28 protein-coding genes and 5 tRNA genes are annotated in these 25,529 nt (G+C 35.4%); 26 read left to right on the top strand and 7 right to left on the bottom strand.

The window, feature by feature from the left end:
* Nucleotides 1-34 precede the first annotated feature (34 nt).
* Entirely contained in the window at nucleotides 35-1,276 is a 1,242-nt protein-coding gene (locus EL247_RS07555) for a M16 family metallopeptidase (protein WP_172594064.1), read from the top strand.
* Nucleotides 1,273-3,081, top strand: coding sequence for an ATP-dependent DNA helicase RecG (recG, locus tag EL247_RS07550; protein WP_126442156.1), 1,809 nt, complete (start codon nucleotides 1,273-1,275; stop codon nucleotides 3,079-3,081). Before EL247_RS07555 ends, recG begins: the two co-directional genes overlap by 4 nt.
* Before the next feature lie 71 nt (nucleotides 3,082-3,152).
* Here the strand turns inward: recG and rpsO are convergent, their stop codons facing one another.
* On the bottom strand, nucleotides 3,153-3,428 hold the full coding sequence (gene rpsO / locus EL247_RS07545; RefSeq protein WP_005021403.1) for a 30S ribosomal protein S15: 276 nt from the start codon (nucleotides 3,426-3,428) through the stop codon (nucleotides 3,153-3,155).
* Between the two features lie 153 nt (nucleotides 3,429-3,581).
* Here rpsO and flhA point away from each other — a divergent pair, with 153 nt between their 5' ends.
* The 8 genes from flhA (at nucleotide 3,582) to EL247_RS08720 (ending at nucleotide 10,898) form a co-directional block, all read left to right on the top strand.
* A complete protein-coding gene (flhA, locus tag EL247_RS07540; RefSeq protein WP_104745548.1) occupies nucleotides 3,582-5,846 on the top strand; it encodes a flagellar biosynthesis protein FlhA in 2,265 nt (754 codons plus the stop codon).
* Nucleotides 5,847-5,859: 13 nt separating this feature from the next.
* Nucleotides 5,860-6,918 carry a DHH family phosphoesterase gene (locus EL247_RS07535; RefSeq protein ID WP_005021400.1) on the top strand — a complete coding sequence of 353 codons (1,059 nt, stop codon included), beginning with the start codon at nucleotides 5,860-5,862 and terminating at the stop codon, nucleotides 6,916-6,918.
* Nucleotides 6,911-7,150 (top strand): hypothetical protein, encoded by a 240-nt coding sequence (locus tag EL247_RS07530; protein WP_126442155.1) that lies wholly within the window; start codon nucleotides 6,911-6,913, stop codon nucleotides 7,148-7,150. Before EL247_RS07535 ends, EL247_RS07530 begins: the two co-directional genes overlap by 8 nt.
* Nucleotides 7,151-7,202: 52 nt before the next feature.
* On the top strand, nucleotides 7,203-7,874 hold the full coding sequence (gene purN / locus EL247_RS07525; protein ID WP_104745575.1) for a phosphoribosylglycinamide formyltransferase: 672 nt from the start codon (nucleotides 7,203-7,205) through the stop codon (nucleotides 7,872-7,874).
* A gap of 9 nt (nucleotides 7,875-7,883) precedes the next feature.
* A complete protein-coding gene (locus EL247_RS07520; protein ID WP_197720459.1) occupies nucleotides 7,884-8,981 on the top strand; it encodes a glycosyltransferase family 4 protein in 1,098 nt (365 codons plus the stop codon).
* Nucleotides 8,978-9,427, top strand: coding sequence for a glycosyltransferase family 9 protein (locus tag EL247_RS08585; protein ID WP_172594034.1), 450 nt, complete (start codon nucleotides 8,978-8,980; stop codon nucleotides 9,425-9,427). Before EL247_RS07520 ends, EL247_RS08585 begins: the two co-directional genes overlap by 4 nt.
* A 102-nt stretch (nucleotides 9,428-9,529) precedes the next feature.
* Nucleotides 9,530-10,621, top strand: coding sequence for a glycosyltransferase family 4 protein (locus tag EL247_RS07510; RefSeq protein ID WP_232019751.1), 1,092 nt, complete (start codon nucleotides 9,530-9,532; stop codon nucleotides 10,619-10,621).
* 148 nt (nucleotides 10,622-10,769) lie between these two features.
* On the top strand, nucleotides 10,770-10,898 hold the full coding sequence (locus EL247_RS08720; protein WP_269470976.1) for a hypothetical protein: 129 nt from the start codon (nucleotides 10,770-10,772) through the stop codon (nucleotides 10,896-10,898).
* 20 nt (nucleotides 10,899-10,918) lie between these two features.
* On the opposite strand, the gene EL247_RS07505 is transcribed toward EL247_RS08720, so the two are convergent.
* Nucleotides 10,919-12,202: a glycosyltransferase family 8 protein gene (locus EL247_RS07505; protein WP_126442153.1), complete on the bottom strand. Its 1,284-nt coding sequence runs from the start codon at nucleotides 12,200-12,202 to the stop codon at nucleotides 10,919-10,921.
* Nucleotides 12,203-12,354: 152 nt separating this feature from the next.
* Here EL247_RS07505 and EL247_RS07500 point away from each other — a divergent pair, with 152 nt between their 5' ends.
* From EL247_RS07500 to EL247_RS07490, 3 genes are read left to right on the top strand one after another with little or no spacing between them, the layout of a single operon-like run.
* A complete protein-coding gene (locus EL247_RS07500; protein ID WP_126442152.1) occupies nucleotides 12,355-13,125 on the top strand; it encodes a methyltransferase domain-containing protein in 771 nt (256 codons plus the stop codon).
* Nucleotides 13,122-13,487 (top strand): glycosyltransferase family 2 protein, encoded by a 366-nt coding sequence (locus tag EL247_RS07495; protein WP_126442151.1) that lies wholly within the window; start codon nucleotides 13,122-13,124, stop codon nucleotides 13,485-13,487. The genes EL247_RS07500 and EL247_RS07495 overlap by 4 nt, the downstream gene beginning before the upstream one ends.
* Nucleotides 13,463-14,041 (top strand): hypothetical protein, encoded by a 579-nt coding sequence (locus EL247_RS07490; RefSeq protein ID WP_126442150.1) that lies wholly within the window; start codon nucleotides 13,463-13,465, stop codon nucleotides 14,039-14,041. Before EL247_RS07495 ends, EL247_RS07490 begins: the two co-directional genes overlap by 25 nt.
* 32 nt (nucleotides 14,042-14,073) lie before the next feature.
* Here the strand turns inward: EL247_RS07490 and EL247_RS07485 are convergent, their stop codons facing one another.
* From EL247_RS07485 to EL247_RS07465, 5 genes are read right to left on the bottom strand one after another with little or no spacing between them, the layout of a single operon-like run.
* Entirely contained in the window at nucleotides 14,074-15,621 is a 1,548-nt protein-coding gene (locus EL247_RS07485; RefSeq protein ID WP_126442149.1) for an O-fucosyltransferase family protein, read from the bottom strand.
* A gap of 25 nt (nucleotides 15,622-15,646) precedes the next feature.
* Nucleotides 15,647-17,218, bottom strand: a complete 1,572-nt coding sequence (gene rny / locus EL247_RS07480) for a ribonuclease Y (protein WP_005021387.1) — start codon at nucleotides 17,216-17,218, stop codon at nucleotides 15,647-15,649.
* Nucleotides 17,133-17,813, bottom strand: coding sequence for a 5-formyltetrahydrofolate cyclo-ligase (locus EL247_RS07475; protein ID WP_005021386.1), 681 nt, complete (start codon nucleotides 17,811-17,813; stop codon nucleotides 17,133-17,135). The genes rny and EL247_RS07475 overlap by 86 nt, the downstream gene beginning before the upstream one ends.
* A complete protein-coding gene (locus tag EL247_RS07470; protein WP_126442148.1) occupies nucleotides 17,801-18,376 on the bottom strand; it encodes a hypothetical protein in 576 nt (191 codons plus the stop codon). Before EL247_RS07470 ends, EL247_RS07475 begins: the two co-directional genes overlap by 13 nt.
* Entirely contained in the window at nucleotides 18,376-20,358 is a 1,983-nt protein-coding gene (locus EL247_RS07465) for a TonB-dependent receptor (protein ID WP_126442147.1), read from the bottom strand. The genes EL247_RS07470 and EL247_RS07465 overlap by 1 nt, the downstream gene beginning before the upstream one ends.
* A 181-nt stretch (nucleotides 20,359-20,539) precedes the next feature.
* Between EL247_RS07465 and EL247_RS07460 the strand changes: the two genes are divergently transcribed.
* The 13 genes from EL247_RS07460 (at nucleotide 20,540) to rplL (ending at nucleotide 25,486) form a co-directional block, all read left to right on the top strand.
* Nucleotides 20,540-20,615: transfer RNA gene (locus EL247_RS07460), tRNA-Thr, on the top strand.
* A 46-nt stretch (nucleotides 20,616-20,661) separates the two neighbouring features.
* Nucleotides 20,662-20,746, top strand: a tRNA-Tyr gene (locus tag EL247_RS07455).
* Between the two features lie 12 nt (nucleotides 20,747-20,758).
* Nucleotides 20,759-20,835 (top strand) — tRNA-Gly (locus tag EL247_RS07450).
* 71 nt (nucleotides 20,836-20,906) lie between these two features.
* Nucleotides 20,907-20,981, top strand: a tRNA-Thr gene (locus EL247_RS07445).
* A 114-nt stretch (nucleotides 20,982-21,095) separates the two neighbouring features.
* Complete coding sequence (gene tuf / locus EL247_RS07440; RefSeq protein WP_005021383.1) at nucleotides 21,096-22,295, top strand: elongation factor Tu; 1,200 nt, start codon at nucleotides 21,096-21,098, stop codon at nucleotides 22,293-22,295.
* Between the two features lie 8 nt (nucleotides 22,296-22,303).
* Entirely contained in the window at nucleotides 22,304-22,474 is a 171-nt protein-coding gene (gene rpmG, locus EL247_RS07435; protein WP_005021381.1) for a 50S ribosomal protein L33, read from the top strand.
* Nucleotides 22,475-22,504: 30 nt separating this feature from the next.
* Nucleotides 22,505-22,580, top strand: a tRNA-Trp gene (locus EL247_RS07430).
* A gap of 28 nt (nucleotides 22,581-22,608) precedes the next feature.
* Nucleotides 22,609-22,788 carry a preprotein translocase subunit SecE gene (gene secE / locus EL247_RS07425; protein ID WP_040499787.1) on the top strand — a complete coding sequence of 60 codons (180 nt, stop codon included), beginning with the start codon at nucleotides 22,609-22,611 and terminating at the stop codon, nucleotides 22,786-22,788.
* A gap of 22 nt (nucleotides 22,789-22,810) precedes the next feature.
* Nucleotides 22,811-23,335 (top strand): transcription termination/antitermination protein NusG, encoded by a 525-nt coding sequence (nusG, locus tag EL247_RS07420; protein ID WP_172594092.1) that lies wholly within the window; start codon nucleotides 22,811-22,813, stop codon nucleotides 23,333-23,335.
* A gap of 22 nt (nucleotides 23,336-23,357) precedes the next feature.
* On the top strand, nucleotides 23,358-23,783 hold the full coding sequence (gene rplK / locus EL247_RS07415; protein WP_005021374.1) for a 50S ribosomal protein L11: 426 nt from the start codon (nucleotides 23,358-23,360) through the stop codon (nucleotides 23,781-23,783).
* Between the two features lie 23 nt (nucleotides 23,784-23,806).
* A complete protein-coding gene (gene rplA, locus EL247_RS07410) occupies nucleotides 23,807-24,511 on the top strand; it encodes a 50S ribosomal protein L1 (RefSeq protein ID WP_005021371.1) in 705 nt (234 codons plus the stop codon).
* 95 nt (nucleotides 24,512-24,606) lie between these two features.
* The gene (rplJ, locus tag EL247_RS07405; RefSeq protein WP_005021369.1) at nucleotides 24,607-25,089 is read left to right on the top strand and encodes a 50S ribosomal protein L10; all 483 of its coding nucleotides are present in this window, start codon (nucleotides 24,607-24,609) and stop codon (nucleotides 25,087-25,089) included.
* Between the two features lie 19 nt (nucleotides 25,090-25,108).
* Nucleotides 25,109-25,486 (top strand): 50S ribosomal protein L7/L12, encoded by a 378-nt coding sequence (gene rplL, locus EL247_RS07400; RefSeq protein ID WP_005021366.1) that lies wholly within the window; start codon nucleotides 25,109-25,111, stop codon nucleotides 25,484-25,486.
* The last annotated feature ends 43 nt before the right edge of the window (nucleotides 25,487-25,529 follow it).

Below are 25,529 nucleotides of genomic sequence, written 5' to 3'. Positions count from 1 at the left end.
TTTTTTGAGCTTATTTTTGATAAAAGGATTTTTGATGGCAGTGGAATTGAAAAGTTTGCAAGTTAAGGGTGTGGAGATACCTATTTTGTATGAGAAAAATTCACAACTTCCTTTGTTTTTTGTGCAAATTGTTTTTAAAGGAGCTGGCGGGATTAATAATCAAAAAAATTATGGATTATCGGATATTACAAGCTCACTTCTCAATGAAGGGACACAAAAGCTTGGAGCGATAAAATTTGCACAAAAATTAGAAGAGAAAGCCTTGAATCTAAGTGTCGGCAGTGGGTTGGAGACAATGAGCTTTACTCTTAGTGGTATGAGCAAAGAACAAAAGGTTGGTTTTAAATATCTTAAGGAATTAATAGAAAATCCAAATTTCACAGACAAAGCATTAGAAAAAGTAAAAGAAAATTCACTCATTGGAATTTTAGAGAAAGAAAATGATTTTGACTATCAAGCAAATCGGGCTTTGAGTGCGATGTTGTTTCAAGGGAGTCCTCTTGAGTATCCTTTGAGTGGGACAAAAGATTCTATTGCCAAAATGTCTTTAGGGGAAATTCAAAAATTTTATCAAAGTTATGTTAATTTGGAATCTGCAATTTTGATTGTAGGTGGCGATGTGGAATATGCAGAAATTACTAAAGAGCTTGCCGAACTTTTGGAAATTTTGCCTGTGGGTAAAGCGGTGGATATTAAAGAAATCAAGGCAAATGAGATTCCACAAACACAGCGTCAAATCAAAGAAACTAAACAAGCATATATTTATTTTGGAGCACCTCTTGAAGTGAGGGATTTGCAAAAAGAAAGTGCAATGATCAAGGTTGCTTCTTTTGTGCTTGGTGGAAGTGGATTTGGGAGTCGTATGATGGAAGAGGTGCGTGTGAAGCGCGGATTGGCTTATTCTGCAGTAATGCGTTTGGAGGCTGGAAAAACCCTTTCTTATGCTAAGGGATATTTGCAAACAAGCCTCAAAAACGAGAAAGATGCCCAAAAACTCGTGCAACAGGTGGTAGATGAGTTTGTCAAAAATGGTATTACAGAGCAAGAATTACAAGAAGCAAAGCAATATTTGTTGGGGAGTGAGCCATTACGCAATGAAACCTTATCCCAACGATTAGGAAATGCCTTTAGTAATTATTACAAAGGGCTTCCTTTGGATTTTAATGCTCAAATTTTGAAAGATATTCAAAACCTTACCTTAGAACAAGTCAATCATTATATTCAATCTCATAAGGAAATTACCAAACTAACTTTTAGTGTGGTAAGTGCAGATTGAATCTCCCTACAAATATTCAAAAATTGGGTGTAAAAACCCTTTTTGATTTTTTTTTGAAATTTATTCCAAAAGATTATGCAAACACGATTTTTTCTAGTGAATTAAAATCAAATACTCAAGCGGTTTTGGCAGTGGAGGTTTTGAGGTATTCTAGCTTCAAAATAGCCAAAGTTTTATGTTATGCTCCCTTATTTGATAAGGAAATAGAATTAGTCATTTTTAATGCCAAGCCTTACCACAAAAGTATTTTTAAAATTGGAGAGAATCTCGTGGTGAGTGGAAAAGTGCAAATTCAAAATGGTTTTGTAAGCTTGATTCAACCCAAAGTTTTAAAGCAAACTGGGGATATTTTCCCAATCTTTAAAGCACAAGGGAGCAGAATCACACTTCTAAGAGAGTTTGTAAAAAGTCTAAAATTGCCAGAAATCATACAAGCCTATCCGTATGTCCCCAAAGAAATTTTAAAACATTTATTATTGATTTATCAACCTAATATGAGTTTTTTTGAAAATTTTAAAAAAAATCATGGATTTTTTGGTGCAAGTTTGGAGGCATTGAAATTTATAGAAATTTATGAATATATGCGTAAATTAAAAGCCAAAAAGGTAGAATTTTTGAGCATTTGTCCTTTAAATGGGGATTTTAAGAAATGGCAGAGGAATCTCCCTTTTGCACTCACTAAGGGTCAGCAAATGGCGATTTTAGAGATACAAAAGGACTTAGATTCTAACAAAGCGGCAAGACGCGTAATTGTGGGTGATGTGGGGTGTGGTAAAACAATGGTAATTTTTGCAAGTGTGCTAATGGCATACCCTAAAAAAAGCATTTTAATGGTGCCTACTTCAATTTTGGCAAAACAGATTTATCAAGAAAGCCAGAAGTTTTTACCAAAGCATATTAGTGTGGCTTTATGGACGCAAAGTTCTAAAGTGGGTGATTTGGAGAGCAGTGATTTTGTGATTGGGACACATGCTTTGCTTTATCGGGAATTGAAAGGTTTTGCTTTGGTGATGATTGATGAGCAACACCGATTTGGGACAGCACAAAGAAATACATTAGAGCGTATGATGGAGCTGGAGCAAAGACGCCCGCATATTTTGCAGTTTTCTGCAACTCCGATTCCAAGAACTTTGGCAATGATTGAATCTAATTTTTTGGATTTTAGTTTTATTCGGGATTTGCCATTTCCCAAAGATATTACCTCTTGGGTAATTTCAAAGCAAGATTTTAGAGAGCTTTTAGCACATATCCAAAGGGAGATAGCCAAAAAACATCAAGTGTTAATTGTTTATCCTTTGGTTGAGGAAAGAAAAAGTGCAGATTATACACCGCTAAAAAAGGGCGAGGAGTTTTGGAGAAAGCATTTTGAGGGGATTTATGTAACGCATGGCAAGGACAAATACAAAGAGGAGGTTTTGGAGGAATTTAGGGACAAAGGCAATATTTTGCTAGCTACAACCGTGGTGGAGGTTGGAATCTCATTGCCAAATCTTTCTACTATTGTGATTGTTGGGGCAGAGAGGTTGGGATTGGCAACATTGCATCAATTGCGAGGAAGAGTTAGCAGAAATGGTTTAAAGGGGTATTGTTTTTTGTATTCCAAACAAGAGAAAAGTCAGCGTTTAATGAGATTTTGTCAAATACAAAATGGTTTTGAAATTGCACAACTAGATTTAGAATATCGAAATAGCGGGGATTTGCTAAGTGGAGAGCAACAGAGTGGAAAGCAGTTTGAATGGATTAATTTGGCTTTAGATGAAAAGATTATTGCAAATGCTAAAGAAGCATTAAAGAATCAAAAATAAGCTGAAATTAGAAAGTGGATAAGTGAAGTTTGGAAGATTTGGACTTTTGGAGGTTTGTCCCCTTTGGGAGATTAACCTCTATCTTTTAGTCCTAATTTTTCAATCAAGGCTGCATAGCGTTTGAAATCTTTGTTTTTTAGGTAGCTTAACAATCTTTTTCTATGAGAAACGATTTTACGCAAACCTAAACGACTTGAATGGTCTTTTTTGTTGATTTTTAAATGTTCTGTTAAAGTCTTGATTCTATCACTCAAAAGTGCCACTTGCACTTCAACAGAGCCTGTATCTTTTGGATTTCTAGCAAAAGCAGAAGTAATTTCTCTTTTTTTCGCCGAATCTTGAGCCATAATGACCTCCTGATTGGTAATTTTAAAATTTTTAAAGGTGCAATTCTAGCATAAAATATTTTAAAAAGTGTAAATTTTTTAAAATTTCTTGATTTTATAGGGTAAAAACGATTAAAATTACAAACTTTATTTAATTTTTGAAATGGAGCATTTTTGGCAAAAGCAGGGCAAAAGACTTCTTTTTGGGGTAGAATCTCACCTTTTTTATCGCAATTGACGGGTTCTAAAGATTTAACAGTTGTCTTTTTTATCATTGCGATTTTGGCTATTATCATTGTCCCTCTTCCTAGTGCATTGTTGGATTTTTTTCTAGCAATTTCCATTGCATTGTCTGCATTGATTATTTTGATTGCACTTTATGTGAAAAAACCTACGGATTTTTCAGCTTTTCCAACTTTGCTTTTGATTGTTACTCTCTTTAGGCTTTCATTAAATATTGCTACAACAAGAATGATTCTAAGCAATGGACATTTAGGTCCAGAGGCTGTAAGCGATATTATCACTGCTTTTGGGCAGTTTGTAGTTGGTGGGAATTATGTGATTGGAATCATTTTATTTATTATTTTGGTAATTATCAATTTTATGGTTGTTACAAATGGTTCTACTAGGGTTTCTGAAGTTAAAGCAAGATTCACACTTGATGCAATGCCAGGTAAGCAAATGGCGATTGATGCGGATTTGAATACCGGATTAATTGGGCAAGAGGAAGCAAAGGCAAGAAGAGATGAATTGGCTGCTGAGGCAGATTTTTATGGTTCTATGGATGGTGCTAATAAATTTGTCAAAGGTGATGCCATTGCAGGAATCATCATCACGCTTATTAATATTATCGGTGGATTTTTAATTGGGGTATTCCAAAAGGATATGAGTGTTGCTGATGCGGCTTCTACTTTTACGATTCTTACTATTGGCGATGGTTTGGTGTCTCAACTCCCTGCTTTAATTGTTTCTACTGCTACGGGTATTATTGTTACGCGTTTTAGTAAAGAGGGAGAGAATTTCGCCTCTGGGATTGTTGATCAATTAATTAATGAATCCAAAACTTTGATGATTGTAGGGTGCATTCTTTTGTTGTTTGCACTTGTCCCCGGACTTCCTACTATTTCTTTGGGATTTGTAGGGCTATTGTTTTTGACTTTAGCATTGCTGTTAAATAAGCAAAAAGATGGAGAAGCGTGGAAATATGTAGAATCTTTGTTTAAAAAGGTGCGTAAGGGCAAAGCAGAAGAGGAGCAAGCTCCATTGCCACAAAGACAAACCCAAAGAGCAAGTGGGGGACAAACTCCTCAAAACGCACAACAAGCCGCACCTAAACCGCAACCACAGGAGAGTGAAGAGGAGCGTAGAAAAAGAGAGGAAGCCGAAATTGATAAGGCACTTAAAGTTAAGATTTTGCGGGTGGGGCTTGGGTATCAACTCATCAAATTTGCAGATCCTGCACAAGGTGGAGAGCTTGTGAATAAGATTCGTGCGATTCGTAAAACGATGGCAACAGAATATGGAATCTTGGTGCCTATGGTGCATTTAAGAGATGATTTGAATCTCGCTCCTGATGAATATCAAATTTTGCTAAAAGAAATTGAGATTGGCAAGGGCAAGATTATGGTGGATAAATATTTGGCAATCGCTTCTAGTGGTTTTGTAGGGGAGTTGCCTGATGGGATTCCAACAAAAGAGCCAGTTTTTGGATTGGATGCGTATTGGATTGATGAGGATAAAAAAGAAGATGCTATCATTGAGGGTTATACAATTATTGATGGGGCTACTGTTATTTCAACTCACATTCAAGAGCTTATCAAACAATATGCAGAGGAATTATTGACGCGTCAAGAAGTGGCAAATTTGGTGGCAAAATTGGGACAAGATTATCCGATTTTAGCCGAAGAGATAAAGGGTGTTGGTATTGGAACAATCCAGCATATTTTAAAAGAGCTTTTGCATGAGCAAATTCCGATTAAAGATATGTTGAGTATTGCTGAAGCAATTGCCGATGGATACCCTGCTTATAAGACAGATTTGCCGACTTTGAGCGAGTATGTAAGGGCGTGTTTGAAACGACTAATTACACATAATTTTCAAAGTGATGATGGGGTGTTGAAATATTTTGTGCTTTCGCCTAGTTTGGAGCAGTTTTTGTTGGAGAAACTTCCAGACCAACAAAAAATAGGGCAGAGATTGCGTCTAAGCCCAACAGAATCCCAAAGCCTCTTAGATGCGATTAATATTGCTTATCAAAAAGGAGTCTCTATGGGTGCGGTGCCGACAATTATTGGTGGAGTGCCTATGGTGCTTAGAAAGCCGCTTGCAATTTTCTTGGAACAATACGGATTTGGTCGCAATATAGTGGTTTTAAGCACGGCTGAAATTGATTATCAAAGCAAGTTTGAAATTTTGGGAAGTATTGAATTCCCTATTTAGGTTAAGGAAATAAATGAATCTTTATCATCTCTCACACATTGATTTGGATGGCTATGGGTGTCAGCTTGTTAGTAGCGAATTTTATAAAACAAGAGCGAGTAAGATTTTCTTTTATAATGCAAATTATGGCAAAGAAGTTTTGGCTAGATTAGAGCAGATTGTTAGGGATATTAAGAATAATAAAGAAGAATCGCATATTTTAATTAGTGATTTGAATCTTACAATGAGTGAATGCGATGAGCTAAAAAAAGAGATTTTAGAGCTTAATCTTAGCGGCTATCAAGTGAGTTATGAATTGCTAGATCATCACAAAAGTGGGCAAGAATGTGCAAATAAATATGAATGGTATGTGCTAGATACCAAAAGATGTGCAACAAAAATTGTTTATGATACGCTTTTGGGTCGGTTTGGGCTTGATGAGAGTGTGAGGAAATGGCTAGAACCTATGGTGGAGATGATTAATAGCATTGATTTGTGGAATGAAGAGGGGTTTGCTTTTGAGTTTGGTAAAGTAGCTATGCGTTTGATTGTCGAATGCAAAGAGCTTAATCGGTTTATGTTTGATGATGAGGATAGGGCTTATAAACTTTCTCTTTTGCGAGAATCTAGCCGTTTTTTGGGGGAAGAGAGAGGGCATATTTTGCTAGATAATGCGATTTTGGAGATGAAAAAATGCTATTTAAATGGCAGTTTGCTTAGTGATACTCTTGATAATCTTATCTCGCATTTTCAAAATAAGCTTTTGGGGCAAAAGGCGAGTGAATGCACTTTGTATTGTGGGGAGTATAGGGGATTTTTGAGCTATGGGGTTGGCAATATCTCTGTGCTTGCTAATTTATTTTTGAAAACACATACAGAATTTGACTTTTTTTTGGATGTGAATGCTAGAGGAAATGTGAGCTTGAGGGCAAATGGGAATTGTGATGTGAGTGTGATTGCAAAGAAATTTTTTAATGGTGGTGGGCATTTTAATGCAAGTGGAGGCAAGATTGATAATTTCAAAGAAAGCTTTATTTATGCAGATATTAAAGAGGCAATAGAGCAAATTTTTAGAGGAGAAAATGATGAGTAAAGAGAGAATAAAAGAACTAGAGGAAGCGAATGAGGAGCTCTCTATCCAGCTTAGCGATATGCTTTGTGCGGTATTAAAGCTTTCTGGTGTAGTTGAATCAAAAATGCAAGAAGCATTAGATGCGTATATTGAAGCACTTGATGAAGAGAGTTTGGAATATGGAGTAAAAGAGATTTTGGATAATATTGAAAATCTTAAGAAAAACAAACCAGAACTGTTTGGGAAAAAGTAATGGGAGAGGGCATAATCAGCCAAAAAGTATAGAATCGATGAAAGAAGAAAATATGAAAGTTAGAAAGATTGCAATTTTGTTTAGTGGGAATGGCAGTAATTTAGAATCTTTGATACGCTGTTTGCATAAGAAGTATTTTAAGAGGTTGGGGGAATTTTCACTCAAAGATTCACAAGCAAGAGGATTTTTGATTGGCGGGATAGAATCGGAGTTTGTGGAGACAGATAAAAAGGACAAAGAGGCTTTTGGGGTTGAGGTGGTTTTGGCTCTTAGCAACAAGGCAAATGCTTATGGGCTAGAGAGGGCTAAGAATCTAGGGGTTAAAACACAAGTTTTAGAGAGTGTGAAGTTTGCTAGACGAGAGGATTTTGATAGAGAGTTGGTTGGAATCTTGAAGCAATATTCGCTTGATTTGTGTGTTTTGGCGGGATTTATGCGGATTTTGACGCCTATTTTTACGCAAGCGGTGCAAGCAGTGAATATCCACCCTTCTCTTTTGCCGCTTTTTAAGGGAGCAAATGGAATTAAGGAAAGTTTTGAATCGCAAATGAAGCTTGGGGGAGTGAGTGTGCATTGGGTCAGTGATGAATTGGATAGCGGAGAGATTATCGCACAAGGCGTGGTGGAAAAAGACAAGGATTTGGAAAACTATGAATCAAAAATACATAAGTTAGAACATTATTTGTATCCTTTAGCGGTTTTAGAGGCGTTAAAGAAAGTATAAGGGCATTGTGTGAAAAAGATTAAGGTATTGCATACAGAGTGGAGTAGTGGCTGGGGAGGTCAAGAGATAAGGATTATTTCAGAAATGGAAATGATGCGGAATCTTGGTTGTGATCTTGCGTTGGCTTGTAGGGAGGATTCTATGATACTTCCAAAAGCACAAGAAAAGGGCTTTAAAACTTATGTTTTGCCTTTTGCAAGGAAGAGCGATTTTAAGACAATGTGGGAGATTGCAAAGATACTCAGGAATGAAAAGTATGATATTATTAACACACATAGCGGAATTGATACTTGGTGCGGTGGGCTTGGAAGTTTATTGAGTGGGGCGAAATTTATCCGCACAAGGCATTTATCGACTCCTATTCACCCCTCAAGGTGGAATTTTATTAGCAATTTGGCGGATTTTATTATGACAACAGGAGAGAGTGTCAGGGAGACGATGATAAGGGATAATCGCATTAATCCTACCAAAATTATGTCAATTCCAACGGGAATTGATATGGGGATTTTTGATAAAGCAAAATATAATAAAGATGCAATGAAAGAAAAATACAAAATCCCAAAGGATAAAATTATCATTGGGAATTTAGGTGTTTTGAGATATTTCAAGAGGCAAGATATTTTCATACATATTGCAAGGGAGATTCACAAAAAATATCCAAATACTTGCTTTGTGATTGCAGGAGATGGGGATGGGAAAGAGGGGCTTAAAAATCTTGTTGTAGGTGGTGGGGAGATTGAAGATGCAAGCAAATATATCAAGCTTTTGGGGCATGTTGCAAATCCAGCGGAATTTTTAAGCACTTTGGATGTGTTTATGCTCACTTCAGATTCTCATGAGGGTGTGCCTCAAAGTCTTATGCAAGCTTTGGCTATGGAGATTGTGAGTATTGCTAGTGATATTGGGAGCATTAGGGATTTGCATAATGGAAGTAATTTTGTTTTGACTGCTAATCCTAATAAAGAGGAATTTTTGGAGGCTTTGGAGGGGATTTTGAGAGGGGATTTGAAAGTCAAACCTAGCCGAGAGTTTATCATAGATAATTTTTCTAAAGAAGTGATGGGAGAGAGGATAGCAGGGATTTATAAAAAGGTGCTAAAGAGATGAAAATTCTGCTTATACGCAATGATAATATTGGGGATTTGGTTTGCTCTACTCCCGCAATAGAAGCTTTAAGGAAAAAATATCCAAAGGCACAAATTGATATTGTGGTTAATAGCCTTAATGCACCTGTGGTGATAGGGAATCCTTTTTTGGATAAAGTATGGGTTTATACCAAAACTAAACACACTAAAAATTTCTTTTTAAAAATCAAGGCTTTTTTGCATAAGGGTTGGATTTTGTGGAGCATCTTTCGTGAAAGTTATGATGTGAGCGTGATTTTGAGAGTTTATTATTCAAAGCATGCTGGATTATTTGCAAGAGCGGCTGGGCGATTAAAGTTTGCTGGTGTCGCATATCATATCTACCACGATGAAAATCCACGCGATATGCTAGAGGTTAATCATAACATCTATTTGGATACCATTAGGAAAAAAAAGATTCAGTGGTAGTTACCATAGAGAAGCAAGTTGGATAGGTGTGAATGGTGGATTTGAGATTTAAGAAATTTTTTGCTATAAGAGTATTATTTGATTTAGTATTAGGGGATTTGTGTGAGAAGATTAGAAATTATTTTAACTATTGGAGATATTAGTATTCGTGGCGGAGCAGAACGAGTTGTGGTCAATCTCGCTGAAGCTTTGTGTGAAATTGGACATAAGGTTGAGATTCTGAGCTTTTATCGCTCTAATGAATCGCTCCCTTACGCGATTAATCCACAAATCAAAATCACTTTTTTGCATCAGCATTCCCAAGATTCTATGCGTAAAAGACTATTTTATAAGTTATATTATAAAGTCTATGAAAGCTATCTTGTAAATAAAATGTATCCCAATGCCGATGTGATGATTTTTAATAATTCTCCGCATTTTCCATTTTTTAAGAATTTAAAGACGCGGTATATAAAGTTTGTGCATACTTCTTTTAAGCGTTTTTTGAGGCGATTGAATTTTTTTGATGCTTTGGTAGTTTTGAGCAACAAAGAGATTGAGACTTGGAGGAAATACCATAAAAATGTCGTTGTGATTCCAAACTTTGTTAAGGTGTTTTCTAATGAGGTTTCATCTTTGGATCAAAAAAGGGTGTTGTGTGTGGGGAGGATTACCCCAAATGATGAAAAAGGGTTTTTTAGACTTGTAGATATTTGGGAAGAGGTGTGTAAAGACCCTAAAAATAAGGTGTGGGAGTTGTGTCTCATTGCGGGGGTTGAGTCGGCAAAAGAAGAGCCTTTTAAGGAAAGGTTGGAGCAAAAAATTCAGCAAAAAAATTTGCAAGATTCTGTAATTTTAAAGCCTTTTAGCAAGGAGATAGAAAAGGAGTATTTAAGGGCGAGTATCTATGCGATGAGTAGCTATGCAGAGGGGTTACCTATGGTTTTGGTCGAAGCGGCTTCTTTTGGGATACCAAGCGTTGCGTTTGATATCAATACGGGTCCAAGTGATATTATCGAGAATGGGGTGAGCGGATTTTTGGTAACAGATGGAGATCTAGGTGAGTATGCAAGGGCACTAGAGAAGCTTATGGGGAATGAGGAGTTAAGAAGGGGAATGGGAGCTAAGTCAAAAATGATAGTTGAGGATAAATTCTCTAAAGATAAGGTTATGGTGCAGTGGGAGGAGTTGTTTAGGGAATTGTTGTTGCAATGAGATACTCTATTGCCTCATTATAAGTAAAGTAAAGTCGTGAGTGTTTTGCTGTTAGAATCAAAGGGTTTATTTACAGGTGTGGGTGAGTGCTTAGCACACACGCTATTGCAATGTATGCCACGACGATAAGTCGCCTTGCAATGACAAAATGGAAAATGCAAAAGTGGTAATTTCCAAAGACGCCTACTACATCATTGCAAACAAGGTTGAGCAGTTTATGATTGATGGTAAAAGCAATCACAGAATCAAAGGGCTTGTTTGTGGATTACTATGGTAATAGCCACTTGCAATTAAAAATTACGCCTTATGCGTAGCGTATTTTTTGTATTGTCTTTTGATTTTGTGGAGTTTTGGGATTATATTGAGTATGCCTTTTTTGTGTTTTCTAGCATATAAAATGACTTCCCCAAGCACACAACAAAGTCCAAATTGGGAAATAGGAATCCTCGAGGTTTCTTGCAGGAGCTTAGAATCGTTATTGTTTTTGAGTAGTTTTGAGAGATGAAAATGTCCTAAGAGACTAGAGGTGTATTGTAGGGCATAGTAACCTAAAATGGCAAAGAGTTTGTGGTCTGTTATTTGTGGTTTTTGTTGGAGTAGATACTCCCCAAAAATGGGTGTTTGCTTAGCGTATTGCCACCAAATATCATTGATATTATTACCTTTAGAATCTTGATAGCTTTGGAGGAATTTCCAAGGTTTTTCCCCGTAATGTAGGATTTTTGGATTTTTGAAGCTCTCATTAAATTCTGCTCTTGTGTAGTTTAAGCGTTTTTTGCATTCATCTTTGCAAAGAACATATAAAAATGTGATGCATTGAAAATTATATGCAAAAGGGAGTTTTAAACATTGGTTGGCAGGGATTGTGAAGTTGAGTAAATCTTGATCGGCAGCTTTGATGTAGGTGCATTTTTGTGCTAGATTTTCACATTTCTCCCAAATTTTTTCTTGAATGTATTTTTGAGAATTTATCAGTAAAAATCCGGAGTTAAAGTAGTTTTCATCAAAATAAAAAGTATGTTTTTGTCCATTTTTTTTGTATTTGATTTTGCGATTCTTAGAGCCACAATCACCTACTACTGCAAGGATATTTTCTCCTAAATTTAGTGCAAACAACTCCCTTAAATCACATAGAACAAGCATATCAGAATCTAAATAAAGGCATTTTTGCGGAGTGGGTTTGAGATAGTCTTGCCATTTAAGGCGATAGTAGGGTAAGTGGTTGCTGTGGGCAGCACCAGAGATGGGGAAATGAGAAAAATCGTTATCATCAATGCAATGGAACTGGAGAGTACAAGGGTAAAAAGTGTTAAGTTGATGGATAAAATTTTGAAGTGTGGTTTGTAAATCATTGGGGATAGAATCGCTTAGGATATGAAAGACATAACCTTCGCTTTTGTCTAGTTCATCTAAGTTGTCGTATTGTAATCTTGGATAATCTAAGCTTGGTAAAGAATCGCTTAGGGTGGTGCAAAAATCTTTGAAGCTTTTTTGTGGATTGGTGTTTTTAATAATGCTTGTAATTAAAACAGCGGTATAGGGAATGTAGTTTTTATCAGCGCTAAAAAAAATATGAAACATGATAAACCTTTAAATAAGGAATTATAGCGTATAATTTGAGATAAATAATTGAAGGTTGTGTATGCAAAAGCCAAAAATTTCAATAGTTGTGTCTGTGTATAATGTGAAATGTTTGAGTGCTAAGGACACGAAAAATAAAAGAAAGGATTAGGATGAAAAATTTAATTATTTATAATGAGGGGTTTTACAAAGATCAGGTTGATGGTAGCTATCTTTCTGCTAAACAAGTAGTGCCAGTTGTTAGAAATATTTTGCAAAATGTGGGAAGTGTATTGGATGTTGGGTGCGGTGTGGGTACTTGGTTGAAAGCTTGGAAAGAGTGCGATGAAAAGATTAAGGTTTTTGGCATTGATGGTAATGAAGTGGTTGGGGAGTTTGGAATTTTGGATGAAGGGAATTATTGTAAGGTTGATTTGCTTGAAGAGGCAGATAGAGTGGCGACTATTGTTTATGAAGGGAGTGGCTTGAAAAAGTTTGATTTAGTTGAAAGTTTAGAGGTTGCTGAACATTTGGAAGAAAGATATGCACAAAATTTTATAAAATTATTAACAAGTTTTTCTGATACGGTTTTGTTTTCGGCGGCAATTCCGGGACAAGGTGGTACAGAGCATGTTAATGAGCAACCTCCAAAGTATTGGGCGGATCTATTTGCACAGTTTGGGTTTTTGTGTTATGATATTCGGTATTTGTTTTGGGATAATCCAAATATAGAATTTTGGTATAAACAAAATATTTTTTTGTTTGCAAATAAAAAGAATAATATAAAAAAAATCGTTTCTAAGTATACCTGTGAACCAGAGTGCTTGGCTTATCCAGATAGAACTTTAGTGAAGGATCGTATTCTTCAGTCCCTTCATAATAAAAATAAAGGCTTGATGAAATATATACGTCACCCAAAAAAAATTCTGGAGATATTTCAATGAGCCAAATTGCCATTATATTGCCAACTTATAATGTCCAAAATTATATTGCTAGAGCTTTAGATAGTTGCATTGCTCAAACTTTAAAAGATATTGAGATTATTGTTGTAGATGATTGCGGAAGTGATCGTAGTGTGGATATAGCAAGAGAATATGCTGCAAGAGATAACAGGATTAAAATTGTTTGCAATAAGGAAAATTTAAAATTGTTAAAGGCTAGGTATGAAGGGGTAAAAATAGCAGTTTCTCCTTACGTGATGTTTTTGGATCCTGATGATTTTTTGGAGATTGATGCATGTGAAAAGTTTTTAAAAAGCATGAGGGGGGGGGAGAAGCCGAATTGGTTGTTGCAAATCATAATATAATTGAACATGGTATTAAGGTAAAAAAAGATTATTGGCAGTTTGGAGAGCCTTTTAGGGCTGAGTATTTGAGGCGATTGATGATTGACGATGTTGCAGGTAAGTGGAATATTTGGGGAAAGATTTTTAAAACAAATACTTTGAAAAAAGTATATGAGAATTTGAAATTGCCTGATGAGATCAAGATTACTATGGCAGAAGATGCATTGGTAACCTTAAATTTTATGAAATATGTTGAAAAGATTAAGACAATACCATGTATATTGTACAACTATAATTTGGACAATATTGGTTCTTCTACAAATGATGTAGAACCATTAAAAATTAAAAATAATATTCAAGATTTAAATATTTGCATCAAAATGATTGATAATTTGGATAATTGTATCAATAGTGAGCTAAAATTATTCGCTAGATATATTATTAATTGTCTTCAAATGCATAGAACTTCATTGGAATATCTTTTGGAGAAAAACCATTTCTTGCGCCTTTTTTTGCGCTTAAAGCGAAAAAGAATTAAGATAGAGAAAAGTAGGATTTTATCTAAGGTGTATTAATTGCAATGCAGATTAAAATGTGTAATTGGTATTTACTGGGTAAATAACTTTGTAATTTTTCTATATTTTTTGTTGAGGCTATTTTTTAACTTTTTGAAATTTTTATGGATTAGATATTGAATAAGGAGCTTTATTTGTTTTGATTTTGTGGGAATATCTATTGAGAGTGTGGGTAAATTTGGATCAATTTGCTTAGCTGCAATAAAAACTCGATTGAAATTTGGCAGTGATTTTAATATGGCAAAATAGAATTTTGGATTATACTTATATAGGCACTTAAGATAATGGTGATTTAAAGTTTTAGAAGCTATGATATATGAAAAATATGCAATGTAAGGAAAAGATTCAATGGGTTTTGCTTGAAAATATCCGCTGAAAGTAAAATCGTATAATAAAATACCAGCTCGTTTCCACCCTTCTCTTAAAAGCTCATTAAGATAGGAGGATTTATGGCTGTGATAAATGGTTTTTAGTTCCTGATTTGCTTCTTTGAAATTTTTATTTTGCAATAATGTATAAACTAACAATACTTTCAGTGCAGTAATATTTGGCTCTAGTGAGTAAGCCTTTTGGATATATGAGGCTTGGAGGTTTTGAGTGTTCTTAAGATCTTTTATAAGATCAAAAAGATGCAGATAAGCAAAAGCTTCATGGGTGGGCGGTAGTGCATATTGTGTGATAAGTTGTTGCGTGATTTTATATTGGGCTTTGGAATCAAAGAAACGATAAATTGTAATGTGCTTGTTGTTGCCAATCATATTGGCTAGCCTAGAAAATCCAGATATCCCACTATAGATTTTTGTAGCTTGAGACATGGCCATAATCTCAAAAATACTTTGCTCTAGCTTGGTGTGTTGCTCTCTTTTAAAAAAATCATCAATGATAAAAACTTTGTTGCCAAATTTCATATTTGTTTGCTGTTTGATAGTGTTTAGCATTTCAAGATCATCGCTAAATAAAATAATTTCTTTATCCTCTTGGATTTCTTTTTGGATAATTTCCAGCACTAAACAAACATTAACAGCTTTATGTCTTGCAAGATAAATATCCCCATTTATAAAAATATCCCCACAGCGAATATGGATGGCAATAAAATTTTTTGGTAAGTTTTTGCATTGCTTGGCTAATGTAATGCTGTGTTGAATATTTGAAGAAAACTTTATTTCATTCCAGCATTCTTGAAGGGTATTGGCGTATTCTTTTTGCTCAATATCGGTAAAGTACTCTGCTAAATATTCTTGTAAAGAATAATGCCCCCCCCCCCACTCATATTTACCCGGATTCCTGATAGCTTCTTGTAAGGTTTTGTGTGAATTTGTTTTTATTAGGGTGTCATTGCATGATGGAGAGTTCTTTAAAGCATATTTATTAATGAATTCTCTAGAAAACGTTAAATCTTGTGGTAGCATATCATTCCACGGTAAAAGCACATTTTGATCGTTATTTTCTAGTTTAGGTGGGTCTTGCCAAATAAATTTAAAAGTCCAACCAGTTTTCTTTGCAATATACATAGCATTTAGCATGGCGCACATTCTCTCGCCAAATCCATCGTTCCTCGCAGCAACAATGAAACTTTCCATATTTACTCCTTTTGTATTGATTGTGTTATTCCGCTATCGCACAAGCTCTTGTTTCGCGTATCACGCTTACCTTGACTTCACCAGGGTACTGCACGCTTGCTTCTATATCTTTGGCGATTTCTCTAGCTAGTAGATAAGATTCATCATCGCTAATATCTTCAGATTTCACGATTACTCGCACTTCTCGTCCTGCATTGATTGCATAAGCATGCAAAACTCCCATTTTTGAAAGTGCAATCCGCTCAATCTCACTCACTCTTCTTAGATAATTTTCTAGCACTTCTCGTCTTGCACCCGGACGCGCTGCAGAGAGAGAATCCGCGGCACAAACAGCGGCAGCTTCGATGCTTTTAATCTCTTCATCGCCGTGGTGGGATAAAATTGCGTTTAAAACCACAGGGTGTTCGTTGTATCGCCTTGCAATTTCAGCTCCAAGTTCTACATGGCTACCTTTGAAATCATGTGTCCTAGCCTTGCCTATATCATGGAGTAATCCTGCTCTTGTGGCAAGTAGGCAATCTCCCCCTAATTCTGCTGCGATGATTCCAGCAAGGTTTGCAACTTCTAGGCTGTGAGCTAAGGCATTTTGTCCATAGCTTGCACGATAACGCAATTTTCCTATGAGTTTTTGGATATCAGGGTGGATATTTCCAAGTCCCAAATCAAGAGTAACTCTCTGCCCCTCTTCAAAGATATTTTGTTCAAATTCATCATAGCATTTTTGATAGATTTCTTCGATTCTGGCTGGTTGGATTCTGCCATCTTCGATGAGTCTTTGGATAGTCTGCACTGCAATAGAGCGGCGATAGAGATTGTGTGAGCTTACAATAATCACACCGGGTGTATCATCAATGATAATATCTACGCCACAAATCATTTCTAATGTTTTGATATTTCGCCCTTCTTTGCCGATAATTCTAGCTTTCATCTCATCATTAGGCAGTATAATTGTGTGGATAAGTCTCTCAGCGGCAAATTCACCTGCAAAACGCGAGGTTGCTTGCGCTAAAATATAAGTAGCTTTTGCTTTGGCTTCTTCTTTGGCTTGGTTTTCTATTTTTCTTAAGAATTGTGCGATTTCTTGCCTTGATTCTTCTGTGATTTTTTCAAAAAGAAGTTTTTTTGCTTCATTTTTGGTAATAGAATTGACGGCTGTGAGATGATGAGTGAGTTCTTCTAGCTTTTCTTGGTAATTATTCTTGAGTTTTTTGAGTGATTCTCTTTCTTGAGAGAGATTGTTTTTGTCTCTGCGGATAAGCTGTTTTTCTTGCTCTAGCTTACAATATTCGCGTTCGATTTGTTGATTTTCTTTTAGCTTTACTTTTTCTAATTCCAAAAGATTATTTTCGTATTCTTTGATAATCTTAGCGGCTTCTCTTTCGTATTTTTGTTGAGATTCTATTTCTAGTTCTTTGGCTTTGATTCTTGATTCTTGAAGAATCTTCTCTGCCTCATATTCTATGGCTTTTGCCTTTGCCTTTGATTGTTCGAGTAAAACTTCTAAATTAGCATTAGAAAGTTTGCGTGAAATAAGGTAGCTTCCACCGCCAGCGACTAAGGCTGATAAAGCGGAGCTTATTATAATCCAAGTTATCATATTTTTTGTCCTCTAATTTTAGACTGACAAAAGGTGTGATGAAAAAATTTGCTTGAATGTCGTGTGGTTGTGTAATGATTTGATGATTATAATGAGTAGCACGACAAATAAAAATATTAATAGGTTTTTGTTTTAGAGTTTCAAAAAATCTATCATACATACCTTTGCCAAATCCTATTCTTTTGAAATTTTTATCTATTCCAAGTGTTGGAATAATTGCAATATGGATTTTATTAACCTTAAAAGATGAATTATAAGATTCGTAAATACCAAATACTTTTTTTTGCAATGGTAATCTATATTTTACAATTTTAAAGCTGATACCACACATAAAAGGCGTAAAAATTTGAATCTTTTTTTGTTTGCGATAGGCATTTAAAAGTTTTTTACAATTAAATTCGTTTTCAAGAGGATAATAAAATAAAATATTAAGAGGGGTTTTGGAGGTTTTTTGGTGGAGAGAGATTAGAGAATCCAAAAGAATCTTAAGTTGCTTTTGGAGTTTGTAGTCTAAGATTCTTGTTTGGTTGGAAGCTTTGATTTTTTCTAAAGAGGCTTTGCAGTTTTTGCGGTAGGATTCTTTTAGGTTTTGCAAGATTTTCCTTTGAATGAAAGAATAAGGGTTAAAATAACCAAGCATTGTAGCAAAAGTAAGAGAAAATGGATATTATAAATTTGTGCTTCTTTTGAATCTATGCCAAATTTTTCTAATATAAAATAAAAAATAAATGCTAAGGATAATCCACTTAAATATCCAATTTGTTTTGCTTTATCAATTTTTGAAAGATAATCTTTGGTGTGGAATATCAAAGTTTCATTGCGTGAAAGATAGTCTCCAAAAATAAACCCTATTTGATAAAGGGCATAAATCAAAATTGCACCATAAAAGGTATTAGGGAATAATAAATAAGCAGCAAGATAACAAAAGGGTAGAATCTCAATCATTAAAAGAATGATTTTATAAGGTTTTGTTTTTAAAAGTTGAGTATAAAAAAAGGTAAGAATCCAAGCACCAAGTGCAAGTGTAATGCCACCTATGGAAAAGGTTTTTGGTGGCAAAATAGCGTAGATTGTGAAAATTGTCCCCAAAGAAGCACTCCCAAAAAGGGAGTTAAGAAATTTGTAGCTTAAATAGGTTTTAAAAGTGAAATGTTCCATTAGAATTTATATTTCACTCCCCCACCAAAGATAGTTTCAAATTCGTATGGGTAATAACCTCCGCTGACAACAAGAGCATTTTTGTGGTCGGTGAGATTGTTTGCAAAAGCGTAAATTTCAAAATCTTTGAGAGTGTAGCTAAGGGTTACATTGAGGCTTTGGTAGTTTGGCATTTTTTCTAAAGTATTGTCAAAATCATTGTAATCATAAGCTTTAGAAGCATATTTATAAGAGATTCCAAGATTAAGATTTGGGATAGGAAGGTAGTTTAATCCTATAATAAAAGTATGCTTAGAAACTCCCGGAATAGTATTGCCTTTATACCCTTCATTGCTCTGCATCGTTGCATCAACATAAGCATAGCTTAAGGTGCTAAAGAGATTTTGTGAAAAATAGGTAGTGAATTTTAGTTCCCCACCGATTCTGCGAGTTTCCCCTAAAGTCTGATTATCATAGATTCCAGTGATTTTATTTAACCCATAGTAAGCCTCATCATTTCCATGGATATAAAAGATATTCCCGCTTAACTCATGAATCCCAAAAACGGCTTTGGAGCCAATTTGAAAAGTATCAAAAGTGGCGGTTTTGGCTAGTGTATTTAGCATGGGTGCATAGGTAATAGGATCATATCCAAGCAGCCAATCGACATTTGGAGTAGCAAAGGTGCGAGAGTAAGAGGCAAAAAGATTGATGAGGGGATGGATTTGATAGTTGTATCCAAGCTCTCCACCTATGAGATTTTCTTGTGTGCTATAAGTGCCATCGCCTTTTTGCTGGTTGATTACTCTTTGGGCGGAGATTCCAAGATTTAGCGTAGAATCTTCGAAATATTTTTCTCCATTTAAATAGAGTAAAATCTCACTTACTTGAGCTTTTGCTGTGCTGCTTGAGCGTTGGTTTTGCTTGATTTCTCCACCAATTTCTGCAAGATAGGAATCATTTTTGTATTGAGAATTGAAATTTCCATACAAACCTTTTCCTTCATAGAGATTAGCGAAGTTGATATATTCACTCTCGTTGCGATTCCCACCAAAATTGATTTCTGTAACTAAGCCGTTATTTGCAAAATAAGTTAAGCCTACATTGTGATACAAATCCCAGCGTTTTTGATGGGTAAAAGTATCTCCCCATGAAGATATAGGGGCTTGAGTTGGGTTGGAATCAAATTGCTCTTTGGTAAGTGGATTAGCATATTTGATGCCATATTTGGAATAATTCATATTTGCTCTAAGCAATAAAGAATCATCGGGATAATAAAAAAGCGTAATACCGCCATTTTTGTTGTAACTGCCATCTTTTTCATCAGAATCTGGAGAGATTCTTCTGCTGCCTTGTGAATTTTGATATTGTCCATATAATCCAATGTTCAAATTATCCCCAGCATGCCGTGCAAAAAATTGCGAATTAAAAGTATCATAACTTGCATAACTCAAGTTAATTTCACCACCAGCTTTACGCGTAGTAGTGATTTTTAACACCCCACTAACTGCACCATTACCATATTTTGTGGTGCCTTTACCTCGGATAATTTCTATTTTTTGAATAGAATCTAGCGGGATTGCACTAAGTGAAATAGGCGTAGAATCAATGTTGTTAAGACGCATTCCATCAACGATAATAGCAAGATTCTTGTGTCCATTTTGTCCAAAACCTCTTAAATCAATGTTTTGAGTGTAAGGATTGCCATAGTTTGAAGTGATTTTGAGTAGAGAGTGGAGTTCTAAGAATTCATAGATATTTTGAGCATTGGATTGTTTAATTTCCTCTGCACTAAATTCTTCTTTGGAGTCCGTATTCTCTACAAACTCATCTGCATGGATAATAGAAAGCTTCAATGATTGCTCTTTTGTCTCTGAAGATTTTTCATTTAAAGCAATATTTTGACTTTGTGCAATGAGGGTGCTATTTAGCATCAAAATTGCAGCCAAAGAAAAATATTTTTTTCTAAATCCCCTAGGTTGTAGATTTTTATGGGATTTCATAAAATTCCTTTTTGAAAATTTTGCAATTATTTAGTGATGGATTAACATAAATATAATCACGCAAATACGCATTATTTAATGTAAATTCTCACTAAAAATGCAAAAGAATTATATAATAATTTTAAAAGCTATTGACAATAATTTCAAAAAAGGGTAAAATTTCGTCTCATTTTTAAAATTTGCTGGTGTAGCTCAGTTGGTAGAGCAGCTGCCTTGTAAGCAGCAGGCCGGGGGTTCGAGTCCCTTTACCAGCTCCATTTTAAAAATTAAATAGTTATTTTTCAGTGTTTGACCAGTTTTAGGGGTGAGATACTCAAGTGGCCAACGAGGGCAGACTGTAAATCTGCTGGTTCTACCTTCCGTGGTTCGAATCCACGTCTCACCACCATTAATAAAGTATGCGGGAGTAGCTCAGTTGGCTAGAGCATCAGCCTTCCAAGCTGAGGGTCGCGGGTTCGAGCCCCGTTTCCCGCTCCATACTGGGAGCTGATTCTACTTGTAGTTTTTTTAAATCAGCCTAACACTTTTTATGTTGTTTATTTTTGTATGCCCATATAGCTCAGTGGCAGAGCACTTCCTTGGTAAGGAAGAGGCCGGCGGTTCAATCCCGCTTATGGGCTCCAGTTTTTCAGAGATTGTGATAGAATTGTAGAAAATGTTACGATTCTTAATTTTAAAATTGGTAAAAATAGTGTAAAATTTGAACTATTTTAAACTTTAAATTTTAGGAGAAGCTTATGGCTAAGGAAAAATATGTCAAATCAAAACCCCATGTAAATATTGGAACTATCGGGCATGTTGACCATGGTAAAACAACTTTAAGTGCTGCGATTTCTGCTGTTCTATCCACAAAGGGTTTGGCGGAGATGAAAGATTATGATAATATCGATAACGCTCCAGAAGAAAAAGAGCGTGGTATTACTATCGCAACTTCACACATTGAGTATGAAACAGAGAAAAGACACTATGCACACGTAGATTGCCCCGGACACGCTGACTATGTTAAGAATATGATTACAGGTGCAGCACAAATGGATGGTGCGATTCTTGTTGTTTCTGCTGCAGATGGTCCAATGCCACAAACAAGAGAGCATATTTTGCTATCTCGTCAAGTTGGTGTTCCTTATATTGTAGTATTTATGAATAAACAAGATATGGTTGATGATCCAGAATTGTTAGAATTAGTTGAAATGGAAATTAGAGAGCTTTTATCAAGCTATGAATTCCCTGGAGATGATACTCCAATCATTGCAGGTTCTGCTCTTAAGGCACTCGAAGAGGCAAAAGCAGGAAGTTTAGGTGAGTGGAGTGAAAAAATCATGAAGCTTATGGACGCAGTAGATGAGTATATTCCAACTCCTGTGCGTGAAACAGATAAAACTTTCCTTATGCCAATTGAAGATGTATTCTCAATTGCAGGTCGTGGAACAGTTGTTACAGGAAGAATTGAAAGAGGTATCGTAAAAGTTGGTGATGAGATTGAAATCGTGGGTATTAGACCAACACAAAAAACAACAGTAACTGGCGTTGAAATGTTTAGAAAAGAACTTGATCAAGGTGAAGCTGGTGATAATGTTGGGGTACTTCTAAGAGGAACTAAAAAAGAAGAAGTTGAAAGAGGTATGGTATTATGTAAGCCCGGCTCAATCACTCCTCACAAAAAATTTGAAGGCGAAATCTATGTTCTTTCAAAAGAGGAAGGCGGAAGACATACTCCATTCTTTAATGGTTATAGACCACAATTCTATGTAAGAACAACAGATATCACTGGTTCTATTGCATTGCCAGAAGGTGTAGAAATGGTTATGCCAGGTGATAATATCAAAATCACTGTTGAATTAATCAACCCAATTGCACTTGAAGAGGGAACAAGATTTGCTATCCGTGAAGGTGGTAGAACTGTAGGTGCAGGTGTTGTTACAAAGATTATTGAATAGGCTTTAAAATGGCTAAAGGTAATCGTGTAAAAATTGGTCTCAAATGTTCTGAATGTGGTGACATTAATTACAGCACTGTAAAAAATGCAAAAACACAAACAGAAAAACTGGAGCTAAAAAAGTTCTGCCCAAGATTAAATAAACATACAATTCATAAAGAAGTAAAACTTAAAAGCTAGGGGATTTTCCCTTAGCTTTTTGTTTTTTGTAGGTCAGTAGCTCCAATGGTAGAGCGTCGGTCTCCAAAACCGAGTGTTGGGGGTTCGAGTCCCTCCTGGCCTGCCATTTTGGAATAAAGAGAGACAAACAAGTGATGAAAAAATTAATAAATTATTATAGACTATCTAGAGAAGAGTTATCAAAAGTTATTTTTCCCACAAAAGAACAAGTAAGAAATGCTTTTATTTCTGTTATTATGGTTGTAACAATTATTGCTCTATTTTTAGCACTGGTTGATTTCATTCTTGGCAGTTTTGTTTCTAGTATTTTATAATTATTAGGATTTATCTATGGCGTTGTATTGGTATGCGATTCAAACATATTTTGGTAGTGAACAAGCAGTAAAACGTGGTATTGAAAATCTTGTAAAAGAGCATCATTTAGAAGAGCGTTTGACAGATATCGTTGTTCCAACAGAAGATATTATTGAAGTTAAGAATAATAAGAAAAAGATAAGCGAAAGAAGTCTCTATCCGGGATATGTTTTTATACGGGTTGATCTTGATACAGCATTATGGCATACAATCCAATCTTTACCAAAAGTCAGTCGTTTTATTGGTGAAGCAAAAAAACCTACTCCTTTGAGTGAAGCAGATATTAATCACATCATTGAAAAGGTGCAAAATCGTGCAGCTCCCAAACCAAAAATCATTTTTGAAGCAGGTGAAGTTGTTAGAATTATTGAAGGTCCTTTTGCGAATTTCACTGGGACGGTGGAAGAATATGATATGGAACATAGAAAGCTAAAACTCAATGTTTCAATTTTTGGTAGAAGTACTCCTATTGAAATACTTTATTCACAAGTGGAAAAAATAGTTTAATTACTAAAAACAAGGATAAGTTATGGCAAAGAAAATCATTGGCGAACTTAAGCTTCAAATCCCTGCAGGTAAGGCAAATCCATCTCCACCAGTAGGTCCAGCATTAGGACAACGCGGTGTAAATATTATGGAATTTTGTAAAGCTTTTAATGAAAAAACTAAAGATATGGGAGATTTTAATATTCCAGTATTAATTACAGTTTATCAAGATAAGAGTTTTACATTTGTTACAAAAAAACCACCTGTAACAGATTTAATTAAAAAAGCCGCAGGAATCCAAAAAGGTTCTGATAATCCATTAAAAAATAAAGTTGGTAAATTAACAAAAGCACAAGTAATGGAAATTGTAAAAACCAAAATGGATGATTTGAATGCAAATTCAGAGGAAGCAGCTATTAAAATTATCGAAGGAAGTGCTCGCAGTATGGGCATTGAAGTTGTAGAATAAAAAAGACGCGTTGGAGTATAAATATGGCGAAAAAATTAACTAAAAGAATGCAAAATCTACTAGAAAAAGTAGATTGTAAAAAGATATACGATATTACAACCGCTTCTGCAACAGTGAAATCTTTAGCATCTGCTAAATTTGATGAAACAGTTGAGATAGCGTTGAGCTTGGGTGTAGATCCTAGACATGCTGATCAAATGATACGTGGAGCGGTTGTTTTGCCTAATGGAACAGGTAAAAATGTTCGTGTTGCAGTATTTGCAAAAGGTGTTAAGGCAGATGAGGCTAAAGCAGCAGGAGCAGATATTGTAGGGGATGAAGATTTAGCAGAGCAAATCAAAGCAGGTGATTTGAACTTTGATATGGTAATTGCAACTCCAGATATGATGGCTTTAGTTGGTAAAGTAGGTAGAATCCTTGGTCCAAAAGGTTTGATGCCAAATCCAAAAACAGGAACAGTGACTATGGAGGTATCAAAAGCGGTAAGTAATGCTAAGAGCGGTCAAGTCAATTATCGTGTTGATAAAAAAGGTATTGTTCATGCACCAGTTGGAAAAGTAAGCTTTGATGCTAAAAAATTAGAAGAAAATATCATTGCGCTTGTAAGGAATATCAACCGACAAAAACCTGCAACTGCAAAAGGTAAATATATTAAAAATGCTACTTTATCATTAACAATGAGTCCTTCATTAAAGCTTGATACTCAAGAGTTAATTGATATGAAATAATTTATTCTTGTTTTTATCTTAGACTAATGACTATAGGAGCTTTGAAAAAAGCTTAAAGATTCCTATATAAGTCTTTCGTCTGAAAGGAGGTTAAAATGACAAAAGCAGAGAAAAGTGCCCTAATTGAGAAATTGACAACTGAATTTAAAGCATCTAAAGCGATAGCAGTTTGTGATTATAAAGGTCTCACAGTAAAAGAATTAGAAGCTTTGAGAGCGGATATTAGGTCTCAAAATGCAAAAGTTCAAGTGATTAAAAATACTTTAGCTTCTATTGCATTGAAAAACTCTAATATTGAAGGATTAGAGCTAAGAGAGAATAATATCTTTTTGTGGGGTGAAGACCAAATTTCTTTATCCAAAGCAGTTTGTAAATTTTCAAACTCAGTTGGTGGAAAATTGATCATTAAAGCTGGTTATTATGAAGGTGCTTTGGTTGATGCAAAACACATTGAAGCAGTTTCAAAACTACCTTCAAAAGAAGAGCTTATTGGTATGTTGTTGTCTGTATGGACTGCCCCTGCTCGCTATTTTGTTACAGGGTTGGATAATTTACGAAAACAAAAAGAATCTGAATAATATAATAAGGAGATGAATTATGGCAATTTCAAAAGAAGAAGTATTAGAATACATTGGTAATCTTTCTGTAATGGAACTCTCAGAGCTTGTAAAAGCATTTGAAGAGAAATTTGGTGTTTCTGCAGCTCCAACTGTTGTTGCTGGTGGTGCCGTTGCTGGTGGTGCTGCTGGTGGTGGAGAAGAAAAAACTGAGTTTGATATTATCCTTGCAGATAGCGGAGATAAGAAAATCAATGTTATCAAGGTAGTAAGAGAAGTTACAGGTCTTGGCTTGAAAGAAGCAAAAGATGCAGTTGAGAAAACTCCATTTACTGTTAAAGAAGGTGTTAAAAAAGAAGACGCTGAAGCAATTAAAGCAAAATTTGAAGAAGCTGGTGCTAAAGTCGAAATTAAATAAAGTCATAAGAGGGGAGTTTAGGCTCCCTTTCATTTTTCTTCCA

Source organism: Helicobacter pullorum (genome assembly GCF_900638355.1).
In the GTDB taxonomy this organism is placed as follows: Bacteria; Campylobacterota; Campylobacteria; order Campylobacterales; family Helicobacteraceae; genus Helicobacter_D; species Helicobacter_D pullorum.
Note: the sequence above shows the minus strand (reverse complement) of the source record. Positions and strands in the feature narration are given on the sequence as shown.

Bases quoted from the DNA above. Each gene is read 5' to 3' on its own strand.
- EL247_RS07555 (WP_172594064.1), top strand. From the start codon at position 35: ATGGCAGTGGAATTGAAAAGTTTGCAAGTTAAGGGTGTGGAGATACCT.
- rpsO (WP_005021403.1), bottom strand. From the start codon at position 3,428: ATGGCTCAAGATTCGGCGAAAAAAAGAGAAATTACTTCTGCTTTTGCT.
- EL247_RS07535 (WP_005021400.1), top strand. From the start codon at position 5,860: ATGAATCTTTATCATCTCTCACACATTGATTTGGATGGCTATGGGTGT.
- EL247_RS07530 (WP_126442155.1), top strand. From the start codon at position 6,911: ATGAGTAAAGAGAGAATAAAAGAACTAGAGGAAGCGAATGAGGAGCTC.
- purN (WP_104745575.1), top strand. From the start codon at position 7,203: ATGAAAGTTAGAAAGATTGCAATTTTGTTTAGTGGGAATGGCAGTAAT.
- EL247_RS08585 (WP_172594034.1), top strand. From the start codon at position 8,978: ATGAAAATTCTGCTTATACGCAATGATAATATTGGGGATTTGGTTTGC.
- EL247_RS08720 (WP_269470976.1), top strand. From the start codon at position 10,770: ATGGAAAATGCAAAAGTGGTAATTTCCAAAGACGCCTACTACATCATT.
- EL247_RS07505 (WP_126442153.1), bottom strand. From the start codon at position 12,202: ATGTTTCATATTTTTTTTAGCGCTGATAAAAACTACATTCCCTATACC.
- EL247_RS07500 (WP_126442152.1), top strand. From the start codon at position 12,355: ATGAAAAATTTAATTATTTATAATGAGGGGTTTTACAAAGATCAGGTT.
- EL247_RS07495 (WP_126442151.1), top strand. From the start codon at position 13,122: ATGAGCCAAATTGCCATTATATTGCCAACTTATAATGTCCAAAATTAT.
- EL247_RS07485 (WP_126442149.1), bottom strand. From the start codon at position 15,621: ATGGAAAGTTTCATTGTTGCTGCGAGGAACGATGGATTTGGCGAGAGA.
- rny (WP_005021387.1), bottom strand. From the start codon at position 17,218: ATGATAACTTGGATTATAATAAGCTCCGCTTTATCAGCCTTAGTCGCT.
- EL247_RS07470 (WP_126442148.1), bottom strand. From the start codon at position 18,376: ATGGAACATTTCACTTTTAAAACCTATTTAAGCTACAAATTTCTTAAC.
- EL247_RS07465 (WP_126442147.1), bottom strand. From the start codon at position 20,358: ATGAAATCCCATAAAAATCTACAACCTAGGGGATTTAGAAAAAAATAT.
- tuf (WP_005021383.1), top strand. From the start codon at position 21,096: ATGGCTAAGGAAAAATATGTCAAATCAAAACCCCATGTAAATATTGGA.
- rpmG (WP_005021381.1), top strand. From the start codon at position 22,304: ATGGCTAAAGGTAATCGTGTAAAAATTGGTCTCAAATGTTCTGAATGT.
- secE (WP_040499787.1), top strand. From the start codon at position 22,609: ATGAAAAAATTAATAAATTATTATAGACTATCTAGAGAAGAGTTATCA.
- rplK (WP_005021374.1), top strand. From the start codon at position 23,358: ATGGCAAAGAAAATCATTGGCGAACTTAAGCTTCAAATCCCTGCAGGT.
- rplA (WP_005021371.1), top strand. From the start codon at position 23,807: ATGGCGAAAAAATTAACTAAAAGAATGCAAAATCTACTAGAAAAAGTA.
- rplJ (WP_005021369.1), top strand. From the start codon at position 24,607: ATGACAAAAGCAGAGAAAAGTGCCCTAATTGAGAAATTGACAACTGAA.
- rplL (WP_005021366.1), top strand. From the start codon at position 25,109: ATGGCAATTTCAAAAGAAGAAGTATTAGAATACATTGGTAATCTTTCT.